The sequence below is a fragment of the Streptomyces sp. NPDC050263 genome, from assembly GCF_040655955.1.
In the GTDB taxonomy this organism is placed as follows: Bacteria; Actinomycetota; Actinomycetes; order Streptomycetales; family Streptomycetaceae; genus Streptomyces.
Map to the genome: position 1 here is coordinate 19,449 of NZ_JBFAKW010000098.1, position 16,045 is coordinate 35,493.

11 protein-coding genes and 1 pseudogene are annotated in these 16,045 nt (G+C 73.5%); 4 read left to right on the forward strand and 8 right to left on the reverse strand.

Annotated elements, in window-relative coordinates; all coding sequences use genetic code 11:
* Positions 1-37: 37 nt before the first annotated feature.
* The 5 genes from fxsT to AB0J04_RS32945 form a co-directional block, all read right to left on the reverse strand.
* Complete coding sequence (fxsT, locus tag AB0J04_RS32925; RefSeq protein WP_363172278.1) at positions 38-4,546, reverse strand: FxSxx-COOH system tetratricopeptide repeat protein; 4,509 nt, start codon at positions 4,544-4,546, stop codon at positions 38-40.
* A complete protein-coding gene (locus AB0J04_RS32930; protein ID WP_363172279.1) occupies positions 4,543-5,619 on the reverse strand; it encodes a MoxR family ATPase in 1,077 nt (358 codons plus the stop codon). The genes fxsT and AB0J04_RS32930 overlap by 4 nt, the downstream gene beginning before the upstream one ends.
* On the reverse strand, positions 5,616-7,124 hold the full coding sequence (locus tag AB0J04_RS32935) for a hypothetical protein (protein ID WP_363172280.1): 1,509 nt from the start codon (positions 7,122-7,124) through the stop codon (positions 5,616-5,618). The genes AB0J04_RS32930 and AB0J04_RS32935 overlap by 4 nt, the downstream gene beginning before the upstream one ends.
* Positions 7,121-8,071, reverse strand: a complete 951-nt coding sequence (locus AB0J04_RS32940; protein WP_363172281.1) for a trypsin-like peptidase domain-containing protein — start codon at positions 8,069-8,071, stop codon at positions 7,121-7,123. Before AB0J04_RS32940 ends, AB0J04_RS32935 begins: the two co-directional genes overlap by 4 nt.
* A gap of 158 nt (positions 8,072-8,229) precedes the next feature.
* Complete coding sequence (locus tag AB0J04_RS32945; protein WP_363172282.1) at positions 8,230-9,654, reverse strand: amidase; 1,425 nt, start codon at positions 9,652-9,654, stop codon at positions 8,230-8,232.
* A 368-nt stretch (positions 9,655-10,022) separates the two neighbouring features.
* On the opposite strand from AB0J04_RS32945, the gene AB0J04_RS32950 reads away from it, so the two are divergent.
* Positions 10,023-11,411 carry a glycoside hydrolase family 43 protein gene (locus AB0J04_RS32950; protein WP_363172283.1) on the forward strand — a complete coding sequence of 463 codons (1,389 nt, stop codon included), beginning with the start codon at positions 10,023-10,025 and terminating at the stop codon, positions 11,409-11,411.
* Positions 11,412-11,475: 64 nt separating this feature from the next.
* Here the strand turns inward: AB0J04_RS32950 and AB0J04_RS32955 are convergent, their stop codons facing one another.
* The 3 genes and pseudogenes from AB0J04_RS32955 to AB0J04_RS32965 all read right to left on the reverse strand — a co-directional run bounded on the left by AB0J04_RS32955 (position 11,476) and on the right by AB0J04_RS32965 (position 14,070).
* The gene (locus AB0J04_RS32955; protein ID WP_363172284.1) at positions 11,476-12,282 is read right to left on the reverse strand and encodes a DUF3500 domain-containing protein; all 807 of its coding nucleotides are present in this window, start codon (positions 12,280-12,282) and stop codon (positions 11,476-11,478) included.
* Between the two features lie 47 nt (positions 12,283-12,329).
* Positions 12,330-12,828, reverse strand: a pseudogene (locus tag AB0J04_RS32960) (response regulator transcription factor); the annotation flags it as partial.
* A 111-nt stretch (positions 12,829-12,939) separates the two neighbouring features.
* A complete protein-coding gene (locus tag AB0J04_RS32965; RefSeq protein ID WP_363172285.1) occupies positions 12,940-14,070 on the reverse strand; it encodes a PP2C family protein-serine/threonine phosphatase in 1,131 nt (376 codons plus the stop codon).
* A gap of 90 nt (positions 14,071-14,160) precedes the next feature.
* On the opposite strand from AB0J04_RS32965, the gene AB0J04_RS32970 reads away from it, so the two are divergent.
* The 3 genes from AB0J04_RS32970 to AB0J04_RS32980 all read left to right on the forward strand — a co-directional run bounded on the left by AB0J04_RS32970 (position 14,161) and on the right by AB0J04_RS32980 (position 15,929).
* Positions 14,161-14,811, forward strand: a complete 651-nt coding sequence (locus tag AB0J04_RS32970; RefSeq protein ID WP_363172286.1) for a TetR/AcrR family transcriptional regulator — start codon at positions 14,161-14,163, stop codon at positions 14,809-14,811.
* Between the two features lie 8 nt (positions 14,812-14,819).
* On the forward strand, positions 14,820-15,368 hold the full coding sequence (locus tag AB0J04_RS32975) for a beta-eliminating lyase-related protein (protein ID WP_363172287.1): 549 nt from the start codon (positions 14,820-14,822) through the stop codon (positions 15,366-15,368).
* 84 nt (positions 15,369-15,452) lie between these two features.
* A complete protein-coding gene (locus tag AB0J04_RS32980) occupies positions 15,453-15,929 on the forward strand; it encodes a hypothetical protein (RefSeq protein WP_363172288.1) in 477 nt (158 codons plus the stop codon).
* Positions 15,930-16,045: the final 116 nt, after the last annotated feature.

Here is a 16,045-nt window from a genome sequence, read left to right on the forward strand (position 1 = left end):
GGACCCGTCCACCGGCGGGACCCGGTCCCCGGGCGTCTCAGATCGGCGGCGGCTCCACGTCGCACTCCGCCCGCGCTCCCGCCGCCGCGCCCCGGCTCTCCGGGTGGTCCGGCCCCAGCGTGGCGAGGTAACGCCGCCGTACCGAGTCCAGCAGTTCCTCGCCGGCCGCCCGCTCACCGGTGCGCGCCATGTCCAGGGCGACGTTGGTGAGGGCGGCCAGGGTCGCCGGGTGCCGGTCCCCGTAGCGCGCCCCGAGCCTGTCGGCGCACTCCTCGCCCAGGGCCCGGGCGCCCTCCGGGTTGCCGTCCAGGGCCAGGTCGGTGGCCAGGTTGACCCGGGCGAGCAGCAGCCACGGATGGTCGTCGGGGAGCGCGGTGCCGAGAGCGGTCACCGTCTCCTGGTCGACCTGCCGGGCCTCGGCGTACTGCCGCGCGGCGCGCAGGGCCGCCCCGTGGTTCACGCCGGCGGCCCCGGTGAGCGGGTGCCGCGGGCCGAGCACGGCGCGGTAGCGGTGCAGCGCGTCGGCGCTGTACTCGCACGCCTCCTGCGGATCGCCCGTCACCCGCAGGTCGTTGGAGAGGTTCGTCGTCGCCGCCAGCGTGTCGATGTGCTCCGGTCCGAAGTGCTCCAGATACAGCTCCAGCACCTCGCGGGCCAGCGCGAGGCCCTGGTCGTGGTCCCCGGCCTTGCGGCAGGTCACCGACATGTTCTTGATGGCCCGCAGGGTGTGCGGATGCCGGTCGCCGTACTTCTCGCGATACCGGCCCAGGGTGCTGGTCTGGAGCACCAGCGCGTCCACGTACCGGCCGCACTCGCGCAGGTCGCGGGCCACGTTGTTGATGGAGAAGAGCGTGGAGCGCGCGGTGGGGCCCAGGATGTCCAGGCGGGCCTCGTGGATGCTCTCGTCCATCGCGAGGGCTTCCTCGTACAGGCCGTTGACCCGCAGGCTCACCCCGTAGTTGTGGCCCACGGTCAGCACCTTCGGGGACCGCACGCCGTGCAGGCGCACGCTGCGTTCGTAGGCGTCGCGGTCGAGCGCCAGGGCCTCGGTGAAGCGGCCCGCCGCGCGCAGGTCGGCGGCGGTGGCGCCGGCCACGGTGAGGGTGTACTCGTGGTCGTCGCCCACGGTGGCGCGCAGCCGCGCGAGGATCTCCTCGTTGATCCGGTGGGAGTCGTCGAACTCGGCCAGCTGCCAGTGGGCGCTGGCCTGCTGACGCCGTGCCCACAGGGTCTGGAGGTGGTCGGGGCCCAGGGTGGTGGTCCAGATGTCGGCGACCCGCCGGGCCAGCTTCGCGGCGCCGGGGAAGTCACCGCCGGCGATGATGTAGCCGAGGATGTTCAGCGCGGTGCCGCGCCCGGCCTCGTCGCCGCAGCGCAGCAGATCCGTGGGTTCGAGATGGGGCAGGATGTCGGCGTAGTCGCGCCAGTTCTCCGGCCGCTGCGAGTCACCCGGGTCGTGCGCGCCGATGATCCGGTGGACCAGATGACGCCACCGGACGCGTTCCTCCTCGGACAGTTCGTCCTGGAGGACGCCGGCCAGCAGCCGGTGCACCTGGAGGGTGCCGTTCGCGGCGTTGACCGTCAGCAGTGAGAACTGGTTGATGGCGCGGATCGCCCGCCCGCGCGCCAGTTCGTCGCGCGCCACGGGGGCGAGCGCGTCGGGCAGCGGGAGCAGCCGGGCGTCGCGCAGGAAGGACTGGGCGATCGGCTCGGGGCCGAAGAAGGCCAGCAGCCGCAGGAGTTCGAGCGCCTGCGGGTTCCGTGCGCCCAGCAGCTGGACCGAGGCGCGCCAGGTCGCGGCGACCGGCTGGACGCCGGACGCGGTGGGCTCGGCCAGGACCTCCTGACGGCGGTGCTCCAGCAGGTCCAGATAGGCGCCGGTGCGCATGCCGGACTGGGCCTGCGCGGCCACCGAGTGCTCCAGGGCCAGCGGCAGGTCGCCGAGCGACTCGGCGAGCCGCTCCGCCTCCTCCCGGGAGGCCCAGGGCGTGCGGTGGCGCAGGAACCCGATGCTCTCCTCCCGGCTGAACACGTCCACGCGCAGTGCGTGGACGCGCTCGGCCCAGCCGGAGTGCCGTGAGGTGACCAGCACATGGCCGGCTCCGTCGGGCACCCCGAGCAGGGCGGGAATGTAGGGGACGACGTCCTCGGGCGCCCCGGCGTTGTCCATGACGAGCAGCCAGCGCCGGAACGGGGTGCCGGTCGACATCGCGGCCAGCACCCGGTCCACCGGGTCCCCGGAGCCTTCGGCCGCGGCCCCGAAATCCTGGGCCAGCGAGGCGAGTTGCTGCCTGATCACGGCGGGCTGCTCGGCGTCGATCCACCAGATCCGCTCGTACTCGGTGTGGTGGCGGTGCACGTACTCCACGGCCAGTCTGGTCTTGCCGACCCCGCCCAGCCCGTACAGGGCGTAGGGCAGGACGGCCGCCCGGTCCCCGGCGTTGAGCAGGTCGCGCAGCCGTTCCAGCTCTTCCTCCCGGCCGGTGAAGTACGACGCCTGAGGCAGGGGCATGGTGCGCGGCAGCCGCGTCGGCATCTGGGGCCGGGCCGGCGCGACCGGGGCGGGGGCGGGGGCGGGCTGCTCGCCGCCGGTGGCCGAGTCCGTCGTCGGGGAAGGTGCGGGATCCATCGACACGACCTCCGTGGGCTGAACCGGGTCCGTGGGCCGAGGGGCGGAGGCGGGCGCGGGGTCCGCGGGGGGTCGGCCTGGCTGACGCCCGCTGTTCTCCCCCTCGTCGGCCGGACCCAAAGGCGTGTGCTCCCGTGCGCGGTCCAGCGCGCCTCCGTAGGCCGGTCCGAGCGCGGCGAGGGCGGGCGCCGCCGCGGACAGCAGCTCACGTTCCGCGGCGCCGAGGGGGACGTCGTCCAGTTCGGCGGGCGCCGCCACCAGGGTGCCGAGCAGCCCGGCTCCGGCGCCCATCGCCCGGCCGGCGATCCCGGCCACCTCCTGGAGGGTGCGCAGGGTCTCGGTGCGGCCGAGCCCTCGCAGCAGCTTGTCGCGCACGCCGTCCGGGAACTCGTAGCGCGGGCCGTCCTCGTCGGCTCCGGCCGGGCGGACCGTGAGCAGTCCGCCGAGGAGGATCTCCGCGAGCGGCAGCGGTCCGGTCGTGCGGCCCGCCGACCGCCGTACCGCGTCGATCACGTCGGGCCGCAGCGGGACCATCGACAGCCGGGTCGCGAGCCGCTGTGCCTGCGGTGAGGCGTGCCGCAGGAAGCGGCGCACCGTCTCGTCGGCGGAGACCGCGCGGGCGCGGTGGTCCGGGGTGAGCGGCGGCAGACACGCGGGCGCCACGCCCTGGTCGTCCACCAGCAGCGCGGTCAGGTCGCTGTGCGACGGGGCCTCGCCGGTGACCATACGGGCCCAGCCCGCGAACCAGGCGGTCTCCAGTTCGAGCACCGGCACGGGGGTGACGCCCGGCCGCGTCCAGCGCCCGCCGTGCCGCAGAAGGAGGCGGGAGTTGGGCAGTCCGCCGGTGCCGGCGCGCACCCGTAGGTCGCGGGGCACCGCCTCGCACAGGTCCCACAGCCGGCTGGGCAGCGGCTGGAGCACCGCGACGGGCGCCCGCTGTGCCCACCGGTGGAGCAGCCGGGGCACGGTGCCGGCCGCCCAGGCGTCGCCCACGCAGTCGCTCATCAGCAGAATCAGCCGCCGGCCCCGCGGATGGAACAGCTCCTGCGGCGCGCGCGGGGGACCGCCGCGCTCGGGCCGCAGCTGGGCCGTCTTCCCGCCCCGGGTGTCCAGCAGCCAGGTCCGTACGTCCGCGAACGCGCCCTGCCGGCGCAGCAGTTCGGTGAACTCCGCCGCGACGCCCCGCCACACGGCCATCGACACGCTCTGCTCGACGACCAGCGCGACCTCGAACCACCGGTCCGGCACGTCCGCCAGGACGGGGCTCCACCGGCCCAGCTCCGCGGACCTGGCCGCGGTCTCCTCCTCGTCCAGCGCCCGCCGGTGCGGTGAGCGGATCCGGCGGTTGAACGGGCGCAGGGTCCGGGCGAGCCGCAGCGGATCGCGCAGGACACCGGGGCGGGTGTCGGCGTCGAAGAGGGGCGGGCCGGGAAGGGGGCGCCGCACGGCGGGCACGGGGGAGGGCCGGCCGGCCGAGTCGCCGGGGGCGGGCGGGGCGTCCTGGGGCTGCCGCCCGGCGTCCGGTGCGCGGGCGCCACCGCCACCGTCCCCGTCCGGGGGCCGGCCGGGAGCCCGACGGCCGTCCTCCTCGCCGGGCGGCCGACCGGGCCGTGCGTCCCCTTCGGCGCTGCCGCTGCTGCCGCCGTCGGCACCGGGCCGTGCCTCGCGCCGAACGCCGGGATCCCGTCCCGGCCGCGCGTCCTCCCGGGGGCCGGCGCGGTCCTCCGGGCGGGTGCCGATGCCGTCCGGGCCTCCGGGGAGCCGGTCGTCGGGCGGGCGTGGACCGTCGGGGCGGGGCCGTGGTCCCGGCAGGAGGTCGAGCGACGCCTCGTCGGCCGCGTCGATGCGCTCCGCGAGCCACAGCGCCTCCGCCCACTCGCGGGCGGTCGGGGCCGCCTGCCCCGCCCGGCCGGTCATGGCGAGGCGTCCGTCGCCAGGCTCCGCCACAGCGCGGCCCGAAGCCGCGTCCAGGACGCCTCGTCGGTGTCGGCCGCGCCGTTGGTCACCATGTGCACGGTGTTGAGCAACTGGTCGGCGGCGAGCGCGCCGTCCCCGTGCTCCTCCAGGAAGGAACGGATCAGCTCCGCCGTGCGCGCGTCCGGCCGCGGGCCGAAGTGGGACTCGATCATCGCGGCGAGCCGCCGCTCGTCCGGCGGGGCCAGCTCCACCTCCAGGCACCTGCGGCGGAAGGCGGGCGAGAAGGCCCGTTCCCCGTTGCTCGTGATGACGACCACCGGGAACTCGGAGCAGCGCACCCGGCCGTCGCGCACCACCACCGGGGAGCCGTGGTCGGCGGTGCCGACGCTCGCCTCGCGCCGCGACCGCCCCAGCCGCTCCAGCTCGCGGATGCGGAACTCGCCCTCCTCGAAGATGTGCAGCAGATCGTTGGGCAGATCGACGTCGCTCTTGTCGAGTTCGTCGATCAGGAGCACCCGCGGCCGTTTCCACGGCAGCAGGGCCGTGCCCAGCGGGCCGAGCGTGAGGTAGCGGCCGACGTCGGGCAGCGGTCCGCGCGGACCGCCGGGCCCCGGGCCCACGGGGGCGTCCTGCAACCGGCCGATCGCGTCGTAGTCGTAGAGCCCGTCGCGCAGTGCGGTGCGGCTGACCACCGGCCACCACAACACACGGCCCAGGCCCAGTTCTGCCGCGATCTGGTGGGCGAGGCTGGATTTTCCGGTGCCCGGCCGGCCGCTGACCAGCAGGGGGCGGCGCAGCTGGATCGCGGCGTTGATCACGTCGACGACCGCGTGGTCCAGGGTGCCCGCGCGGCGGCCGCCCAGTTTCCGCTCGACCTCGAAGGCGTCGGCCGGGGCGGGGATGTCGAGCGGCGGGCTGTCGGTGTCGGGCCTGAAGCGCCGCCAGGGCGGTGGGGCGGGCAGCGGGGGCAGTGGGTCGGAGGGTGCGTGATGGGCGCCGTTGTCCCGGAACACCCACCAGGAGGGAGGGCGGGGACGTGGTGCCTGGTGCCGGTCGGTCGACTCCCCGCTCATGGATGGCCACCCCCGGTCCGCGGATGCCCCAGCGCGGCCTCCGCCCCCTCCAGTCCGTCTCGGCTGTCCCACACTAGGGTGACGTGGCGACGCAGGTCCAGCCTCGTCGACGGATCGTCGCAGTGCGGGGCGGCGCTGCCCCGCAGATGTCGTACCCGCTCCGGGAGCGCGTCCAACCGGCCGGCCAGTGCTTTCCCCAACTCCGGCCGGGCCCGGTCGTGTCGGCCGTGTCTGCCGCGCAGTGCGACGATCGCCGGGATGCCGACCTCCAGCAGGACGTAGACCGGATCAGCCGCCAAGTCGCCCTCGTAGACGGGTGGTTCGAGCAGGACGAAGCAGAACGGGGTCTCCATCTCCCGGAGTTGACTGAGCAGGTCGTACGGATCCGGCGTCGCGCCGGGTGTGACGTACCGTACCGCCGGCACGTCGAAGGAGCCGTCCGGGTGCGACTCCAGCCAGGACAGGCGGCGATGCAGCGCCGGCCACCAGTGCCGGTTGCCGAACCGGTCCCGGCTGCGGATCAGCACGGTGTGGTCCGCGCCGATCGGGCGGGGCACCGAGCCGGCCGGCCGGACCGGGAACTGGTCGACGTCCAGCCACAACAGCGGCCGGGGCAGCAGGAATTCGACGCTCAGCCCGGCGCTCAGCTCGCCGAGCCGGTCCAGGACGCTCTGGTGCAGCGCGGCGACCGCCGCCTCCAGTGCGGGCCGGGAGGACACCCGGCAGTCGGAGAGCAGGGAGCGCGGCCCCTCGCCCGGCGCCAGCAGCCAGCCGCGCAGGTGGTACTCGTCGGGTGCGGCCGGATGCGCCACGATCTCCACGAGCAGTCGGCACGGCTCGAAGGGGCGCCCCAGCCGCGCCGACTCACGGGCCCTGACCCGCCGCAGCAGCTCCACGGCGCCGCCGAGCCGGTGTGCCACCTTGTCGTTCCAGGCCCTCAACTCGCCCTCCAGCTGCGGGGGTTGGTGCACGGCTACGGCTTCGACGAAGGACAGCAGCGGATGTGCCTCGTCCGGCAGGACGAGCGCGTCCTCCAGGGCGTCGAGAAGGTCCGGCGTGGTGTCCTCGGGTGCGGCCCGGCCGGCGGCGGGCGGGGGCAGGAACGGCAGGAAGCGCAGGGCTACGGGCCCGAGGGGCGGGCCGGGCGGCCGGGCGGCCAGCAGCGCGCACAGCGCGTCGCGCTCGGCCCGGGTGAGCAGCCGCTCCGGGTGCAGCCGCCGGTACATGCGCTCCACGGCCGTCCAGGCCAGGGTGCCGGTGCGGCCGCTGCCGAGCGTGTCGAGGTAGAACCGCAGCCCGTTCGGGTAGGCGTCGCACTGGCGGAGCGTGGCATAGAGATCCTCCTTGAGCATCCCGGAGTGCTCGACCTCCAGCGAGCCGATGTGCTCGGCGAACGCCTCGGCGGCGCGGCGCAGCGGCAGCCGGTGGTCGAGGCCGGGAATGCGCGCGATCAGGCCGGCCAGTTCCCAGAACAGGTCCGTACGGGGCACGGCGGCGTCCGTCACGGCGCCGGCCTCGTCACGCCGCGCAGCCGGTCGACGACCCGTTCGAACTCCCGCATGGCCAGGGAACCCCGCTCGTACCAGCGCAGGGCCTCGACGAGCCGGTCGATGCCGTCCGCGTACTGGAGGCACAGTTCGACGACACCGCGCACGTCCTCGATCAGCACCGGCGACCGCTCGGCCAGATCGAAGATCTCGTCGCCCGTCTCGCGCAGCACGCTGTCGCGGCGCTGCGGGTCGCGCATGCTCGGCACCCGGACCAGTGCCGCGGCCAGTTCCCGGTCGGCGCCGCGCGGCCAGCCGGTCGCCGTCGCCGGTGCGTCGTCGAGCACGGCGTCACCGAGCGGCGGGCAGTGCCGGACCGCGGCCTCGACCGGGATCATCCATGCGGTGGCCCCTCCGGCGCGCAGCGCCGCGACGACGACGCCGACGACGTCACCGTGCTCGTCGACGACTCCCGCTCCGCTGTAGCCGGGACGCACCTGGGGGCCCGCCGTGTCCCGGCAGTCGAGCTGGATCCAGTCGGGCCCCGTCGCACCGGCCAGCCGGGCGGTGATCCAGATGCCGGGCGGAGCGGCCGTGGCCTGTCCGAAGAGCCGGACCGTACGGTCGCGGGTGGCGCCGCACGGCCGCAGCCGGGCCGGCGCGCAGTCCACCGGGGCCGGACCGGTCAGACGGAGGACGGCGACGTCGCCGCGCTCGCCCTCGGGCGGCGCCCAGCCGCCCGTCAGCACGGCGGCGTACGACACCCCGCCGGTCGCCGAACCCGGGTGGTCAAGGGTGACCGCACGGCCTCCCGGACTGTCCTGCGGGCCCAACTCCAGTGCGTACTCCACCACATGAGCACACGTCAGCACCCGCCCCCCGCTCACCAGAACACCGGCTCCCACCGGTGTGTTGTCCGCCCCGAGAATCCGTACCCGCCATGAGTCCTCGACCGACTGCGACACCCCGCGCCCCGTTCGCTTCGTCTTGACCCGATGTTGTCAGACAATCGCTGTGGGTGACACCCGTGTGCCGCAATCCCGGAACCAGGCTGCCGGTTCGCGCGAGCGGGACCGCGGGCGCGCAGGCGCGCCCGGCTCACACCACCCGGAGCATCCCCGGCTCACTCGACCGTCGAGGAACCCGGAACCGTCCGCTGCGGCCACCGTTCGTGCCAGCGCAGGTCCGCCTCCAGTTGGGCGGCCAGCGAGATCAGCAGCGGCTCGCTGTTCGCCGGGCCGAGCAGTTGTGCGCCGACCGGCAGCCCGCCGGGCGTGAAGCCCGCGGGGACGTTGACGCCGGGCCAGCCCAGCACGTTCCACGGCCAGGCGTACGGACAGGCGGCGATCATGGCGCGGTCGGTGGCGAATCCGCTCAGGTGCAGCATGGCCCCGATGCGGGGCGGGGGAGCGGCCGTCGTCGGCGCGAGGATCACGTCGTACGACTCGAGGAAGCGGCCGATGCGGCGGTGCAGGACCGCCTCCGCGCGCCGGGCCGCGCGCAGTGGGGCCCCGCCGAGGAGTCGGCCCAGCCGGGCGGATTCGTGGGTGCGCCGGTCGAGGAGCGCGGGGAACGGCGCCTCGGCGACCCGCTCGGCGAGACCCGCGGTCGCCCGCGGCAGGAAGGTGAGCCCGATCTGCCCGTACGGCGGGTCGGCCTCCTCGACGGTGTGCCCCAGGTCGGCCAGTCTCTCCGCGAGTTCGAGGACCCGGACGCGCACCTCGGGCAGCAGTCGGGCGGGCGCGGCGGTGAACGGCGGCTTCAGCGAGAGCGCGATCCGCAGCCGCCCCGGGTCACGGCGAGCCGCCGCCGAGGCGTCCACGGCGGGCGGTCGGTGGGGGTCGTGGGCGTGGTTGCCGCTCGCCGCGTCGAGCAGCAGCGCCGCGTCGGCGACGGTCCGGGCGAGCGTGCCGTTGACCGTGATGCCCTGGAAGGACTCGCCGCGCGGCCAGGTCGAGACGCGGCCGCGCTGCGGCTTGATGCCGACCAGATGCGTCCACGACGCCGGGATGCGCACGGAGCCTGCCCCGTCCGAGCCGAGCGCGGCCGGCACCAGGCCCGCCGCCACCGCGGCCGCCGAGCCGCCGGAGGAGCCGCCCGGGGTGTGCTCGGTGCTCCACGGGTTGCGGGTCGCGCCGAAGGCCGGGCCCTCGGTGAACGGCCACTGCCCCAGCTCGCAGGTGTTGGTCTTGCCGACGATCACGGCCCCGGCCGCGCGCAGCCGCCGCACCGCCTCTCCGTCCTCGGCGACCGCCGGGTGCGCGCCCCGGCAGCCGAAGGCGGTCGGCTCGCCCGCCACGTCCATGTCGTCCTTGACGGCGACGGGGACTCCGAGCAGCGGCCCGCGCGCCCCGGCGTCCAACTCCCGGTCGGCGACGTCCGCTTCGGCGAGCGCGGCGTCCTCGCGCACGATCCGGAAGGCGTTGAGGGTGTCCTGCGTGGCCGCGATCCGGGCGAGGGTCCGCTCGACGAGCTGACGGGAGGTCACCTCCCCGGCGGCCAGGGCGCGGGCGGACTCGGCCAGGCCTGGGGCACGGTCGAGCGTCATGGCGGGACCACCTCCGGGTGCACGGTGTCGGCGTACACGATGTCTACCGGAGAGTAACTCTCGAACGGGCGGTGCTGTACAGGTTTCGCACAGGTGTCGTCCAGTCCCGCGCAAACCATCAGTCCCGCGCAAACCATTGACGTGCACCTGCCCCAGCTCTACTTTCTGCTCGACTTCTCGAACTTTGTTCGACATGTCGGACACCTGAACCCGCGCCTGATCCACCCGCACGCGAACCCGCACTTGAACCACCCGCACTTGAACCACCCGCACGTGAACCCGCACTTGAACCACCCGCACTTGAACCACCCGCACGTGAACCCGCACCTGAGCCTGCGCCTATGCACGAGTCCCTGGGAGAGCCGCCCGTGACCACACGTCCCTCCACCCCCTCCCGCCGCGCCCTGCTCCGGGCCATGGCCGCCCTGCCCGTGTCGGCCCTGGTCCTGGGCGAACTGCCCGGACTTCTCGGCACGGCCGCGGCCGCCGCCCCCGCGAGCGGCTCCGCCACCCGCTACACCATCGTCCCGTTCCTCAACAGCAACGACGGCACGGTGAACGTCTACCAGTCCGACGACGCCACCGACTTCCGGCTGGTGCAGTCCTCCGCCTACACCCCGCCGAGCAATCGCATCCGCGACGCGAGCGTCTTCAAGCACACCAACGGCTACTACTACGTCACCTACACCACCCACACCTGGCAGGACACCAGCACCACCATCGGCTTCGCCCGCAGCTCCGACCGGGTCAACTGGACGTTCCTGTACGACTACACGGTCCCGATCGCCAACCTCTCGCGCGCCTGGGCCCCGGAGTGGTTCGTCGACAGCGACGGCAGCGTCAACGTCATCGTGTCCTGCTCGACGACCAACGACGAGTGGATCTTCACCCCTTACCTGCTCAAGGCCACCAACACCGCGCTCACCGCCTGGAGTTCACCGGTCGCCCTGTCCGGCATCGGGTCGAACCACATCGACACCTGCATCGTGAAGATCGGCTCGACCTACCACGCGTTCACCAAGAACGAGACGGCGAAGTACATCGAGTACGGCACGGCCTCCAGCCTCACCGGCCCGTACACGATCACCAAGACCGGCGACTGGGCCGGCTGGGGCAGCTACCGCGAGGGCCCGTCCGTCATCCAGCTCGACAACGGCGCCTGGCGGATCTTCTTCGACGGCTACGGCGACGGCAACTACTACTACAGCGACAGCTACGACACCTTCGCCACCTGGACCGCGCCCAAGGCGCTCCCCGGCATCTCCGGCACCGCACGCCACTTCACGGTCGTCAAGGAGACCGTGACCGGCGGCCCGACCCTCGCGAAGAGCGTCACGCGTTCCTTCAGCTCCGCGAACTACACCACCCGCTACTGGCAGGAGCAGTCCGCGCTGCTCAACCTGCCCGTGGTGACCAGCTCCAGCACCACCGCCGAGAAGCAGGCGTCCACCTTCACCGTCGTGGCCGGCCTCGCCGACGCGGGCGGATACTCCTTCCGCGACGCCGCCGGCAACTACCTGCGCCACTACAACTACCGGGGCCGCTTCGACGCCAACGACGGTACGGCGACCTTCGCCAAGGACGCCACCTTCGTCGCCCGGACCGGCACGACGAGCGGTTCGATCCGCTTCGAGTCGTACAACTACCCCGGCTACTACCTGCGCCACTACAACTACCAGCTCAGCGTGGCCCTGGCCGACGGCACCGACCTCTTCCGCCAGGACAGCTCGTTCGTGCCCGCCACCGCCTGGGCCTGACACAGGTACTGCTCGGCGGCAGGACGCGAAACCGGGCCGGGACGACGGGTTCCCGGCCCGGTGGTCATGCGCTCGCCTCCGTCACCGGTGGTGCGGCGACGTCAGGCAGTGCTGCCGTAGTCGTTGCCGTTGGGCGTCGGACGATGGAATGGACGTGCTTCTGGGTCGCGCCGCTGCCCTGGCTCGCCCCGTACGCGCCGGCGAGCGGGCCCGGCGCCTGGCAGTCGACCTCGATCCAGACGACGGGGCTGTGGACGCGGACGTAGAAGGCGTCGGCGTCGCCGGTCCCGCCGGCCCAGGTCACGTAGGCGCCGTCGAGGTGCTTGCGGACCTCGGCCAGATGCACCTTGGCCACATCGGCCTTGGCGCGGCCGACGAACGCCTGGGCGATGCCCAGGAGCTTGGTCTTCTGGGCGGCGGTCAGCGCGTCGCCGCGGATGCCGGTGTACGCCTGGACGGCGTTGTCCGAGAAGGCGCCCGCTTCCATCGACCCGTTGGACTTGGTCGCCGACTCGATGGCGACCGCCTGCTGGGCCGTGGTCAGGGAGTTGATGAAGGCGAGGCCCGCGACGACCTCCTCGTGGCAGACGGTCACCGTCTCGCCGTCGATCTCCATCGAGGTCGGCTCCGAACCCCAGAAGCAGGGGCTCATCACGACCTGGCTGCCCAGCACGAAGTAGTTGACGACCATGTGGTGGCCGTCGAACTGGAAGCCCCAGGGCTCGGCCGCCGACGGGGTGCCCATCACGGTCCAGTAGTAGGCGTCCTCGTTGAAGGCGGTGGTGTTGCCGATCGCCTCGCCGGCCGCCTGGTTGATCTTCCGGATCTTCTCGGTGGTCTCCAGCCCGTCGGCGCTCAGCGCCGACTTCAACAGGGCGGTGCCCAGGCCTTCTGATCGTGGCTCAGATCGGCGAGGTGCGGATGGCTCATCAGGAACCGGAGCAGGTCGAACTCCTTGGTGGTGAGCGTGACGGGGGCGCCGCCGCGCTGCACCTCGCGGGTGCTCTCGGACAGCACCAGGTCCCCCAGCGTCAGCACGGAGCCCTGCTCGGACGTCTCCGCGGGGCGGGCCCGGCGCAGCAGACCGCGCAGCCGCAGGATGACCTCCTCCAGGGAGAACGGCTTGGTCACGTAGTCGTCGGCGCCGGCCGACAGCCCGTCGATCCGGTGCTCCAGCGCGTCGCGTGCGGTGAGCATCAGCACGGGCAGCCGCGCGTTCTCGCTGCGCAGTCGGCGCAGCACGGGACCCCGTCGACGTCGGGCAGCATCCCGTCGAGGACGACGACGTGCGGGGCGCAGTCCCGGGCGCTGCGCAGCGCGCCTCGCCCGTTCTCGGCCGTGAAGGACCGCGAGCCCCCTCGGTCACGGCCGCGGACAGCAGCTCGGTGAGCTCGGGCTCGTCGTCGACTGTCAGCACGCGAACCGTGCCTTCACCGGTAGCGGAAGGGCCAGACACGGGCCGACCCTCTCCCGGTTCGCTCTCTGTTCGCCATGAGGGTCATATGCGCCGGCTGTGCGTGGCCCGTGGTCACTGGCGTGGCGACCGGCGGACGGTCAGGACGGCGACGTCGTCGTGCCGGCGGCCGTCCCCGGCGAACGAGCGGGCGTCCTCGTGCAGCGCACGGGGCAGTTCGGTGGGGGAGACGTCGAGCTGTTTCATCAGGCGTTCGTCGACCGGGTAGAACGTGCCGTCGGCGGCGCGGGTCTCGGTGAGGCCGTCGGTGGTCAGCACCAGCGTGGAGCCGGGCGGGAAGTCGAACCAGTCCACGGTCGTCGGCTCGGCGGCCAGTTCCGCGAGGCCGAGCGGCACGCCGGAGTCCAGCGCGGGAGTCGTGACGGCCCCGTCGTGCACCAACCGGGGCGGAATATGGCCGCAGTTGACCACCTGCGCCTCCGGGCCCGCGTCGACGCAGATGATCAGGGCCGTGACGAACCGTTCGTCGTCGCCGGTCTGTTCGGCGTAGGAGTTGTGGCGGACGACCGAGGCGTCCAGGGCGTCGACGAGCGCGGTGAGCGTGGGCTCCCGGTGGGCGGCCTCCCGGAAGGCGCCGATGACGGCGAACGCGGCGCCCACCGCGGCCAGCCCCTTGCCCTGTACGTCGCCGATCAGCACCCGGGTGCCCCAGGCCGAGTCGACGACGTCGTAGATGTCGCCGCCGACCAGCCGGTCCTCCTGCACGGGCTCGTAGACGCCGTTGACCAGGACGTCGTCGGTGAGCAGCGGCAGCGGGTGCAGGATGTGCCGCTGCATGGCGGCGGCGGTGGAGCGCAGCCGCAGCATCTCGCGCTCGCGTCCGATGCGCCGGTGGCAGGCGTAGACGGAGACGGCTCCCAGGGCGAGGGTGAGCAGCACCAGCAGCGCCCGGTCGAACCATCGGCCGCCCGCGGGGGCCCGCACCAGCACGGTGACGGTGACGAACAGCGCGGTCCAGGCCGCGATGAATTTCGTCTGCTGGACCGTGCACAGCGCCGACGCCGCGCTCGGCAGGAAGATCAGCAGTCCCAGCAGCCACACCTCGGAGCCGGACAGGATGCCGAGGAGCTCCACCAGGAGCGTCACCGACAGCACGCCGAGGACGGTCTCGGCGTTGCCCGGGGGCTCGATGGCGTCGAGGGTGTCGAGGGCGACGGCGGGCCGCTTCCGACGAGTACCGATCATGGGAACTCCCGCGCAGGCGATGATCTCTCTGCCAGCTTAGACAGCTCTCCGGCGACCGTTTCCGATACGGCGTACCGTACGATGACCCGCATGCCTCGTCACTCCCCTTCGCTGGACCGTGCGACCCGGGACCGCATCGCCGAGACCGCCCTGCTCCTGGTCGACGAGGGCGGCCCCGAGGCACTGACCTTCCGGGCGCTGGCCGCGCGCCTGGAGATCTCCCTCGCCTCCCTCCAGCGCCGCTGCACCGACCTGGCCGGACTGCTGGACCTGTGCACCGACCACCTCGCCGCCGGGCTGCCCGAGATCGCCCCGGGCGCCGACTGGGCCACTGTCGCCGAGACCCGGTTCACCGCCCTGTACCGCCTGCTGGCGGATCGTCCCGGGCTGCTCGCCCTGCGCGGCGCCCGCCCCTGGCTGGGCCCGAACCTGCTGGCCCGCCTGGTCGAGCCCCAGCTCGCCGACAGCCTCGCCGCCGGGATGACCCCCGAGGCGGCGATCACCGCGTACCGGCGGATGTACCTGCTCACCCTCGGCAGCGCGAGCTTCGTCGACCACCGCGACCCGAAGTCCACCGCCGCGGCGGCCCGCACCGCCCTGGCCGCGCTCGACCCCGAGGCGTTCCCGGCGCTGACCGGCCAGCTGGCGTCGATCGTGCCCGCCCTGACCGACCACGAGGTCTATTACGGCGCGCTGCGCCAGCTCATCCACGCGGCCGACCCGCGCCACGACCACCAGTGAGGACCCCCGTGAGCACCACCCTCACTCCCACCGCACGCGTCTTCAGCAGCGACAACGCCGCCGGCGCCTCCCCGGAGATCGTCGAGGCCGTGGCCCGCGCCGCCGTCGGCCAGGCGCTGCCCTACGGGGCCGACGACAGCACGGCCTCGGTCCGCCGCCGCCTCGCCGACGTCTTCGAGCGCGAGGTCGACGTCCTGCCGGTGTCCACCGGCTCCGCCGCGAACGCCCTGAGCCTGGCCGCGCTGACCCCGCCCTGGGGGAGCGTGCTGTGCCACCGCGACAGCCACGTCAACAACGACGAGTGCGGCGCGCCCGAGTTCTACACGGCGGGCGCCAAGCTCGTCCCGCTCGGCGCCGCCGACGCCAACATCGCCTTCTGCCGCCTGCCCCACCGGATCATCGAGGCGCTCCTCGCGGACGGCTACGCCTTCTACCACGACCGCTGGGAGCCGGGCGTGGTCCGCTTCGTCACCTCCTTCGCGACGACGCCGCAGGATGTCGACGGCCTCCTCGCCGACGTTCGCCGACGCGCCGCCCGAACCCCGGCAGGCGCTTGAACGGCCGCCGCCGTTCGCGCGTATTGCCTGGCGAACGCCCGTCCACAGGCGCGGACGGGCAGAGCGCCTAATACGGAGTCGTACGTGCTTCAGCAGCCCCCGTCCCGCCGTGTGCGCAAGTTCGCCCTGGCCGGCAGTCTGGTTTTGCTCTCCCTCGTCACCGCGTGCAGCGGCGGCGGGGACGACGCCGCCGGGAAGGCCACGCCGACGCCGACCACGGTGACCGCGGCTCCCGAGGCCGGCGTCGTGGCGCCGGCGAAGGTCGAGGTGATCGCGGGGCTGACCGGCTGCACGGCCAAGATCCGCATCGAGGCGGACGAACTGCGCCAGGGCGTCTGCCACACCGAGGAGGCGGACTACTTCATCACCACGTTCCCCGAGGAGCAGCTCAAGGAGACCTGGCTGGAGGCCGCCAGCATCTACGGCGGCCAGTACCTGGTGGGATCCCGCTGGGTCATCAGCGCGCAGCCGAAGAAACTGACCGAGCTCCGCCCCAAGCTCGGCGGAACCATCCAGCAACTCGGCGGCACGGGCCCGAGCGCGGCTCCGACCACGTCGTAGTCCATCGACGGCTGCGGCTGCGCTAGGGGGCTTCTGATGGATCTCCGTGGGAGAAGGAGCGGCGTTCGGTGCGTGCTCTCGGTGTGCCGGGCGAGAGTCCTCGTAGCGGAGCTACT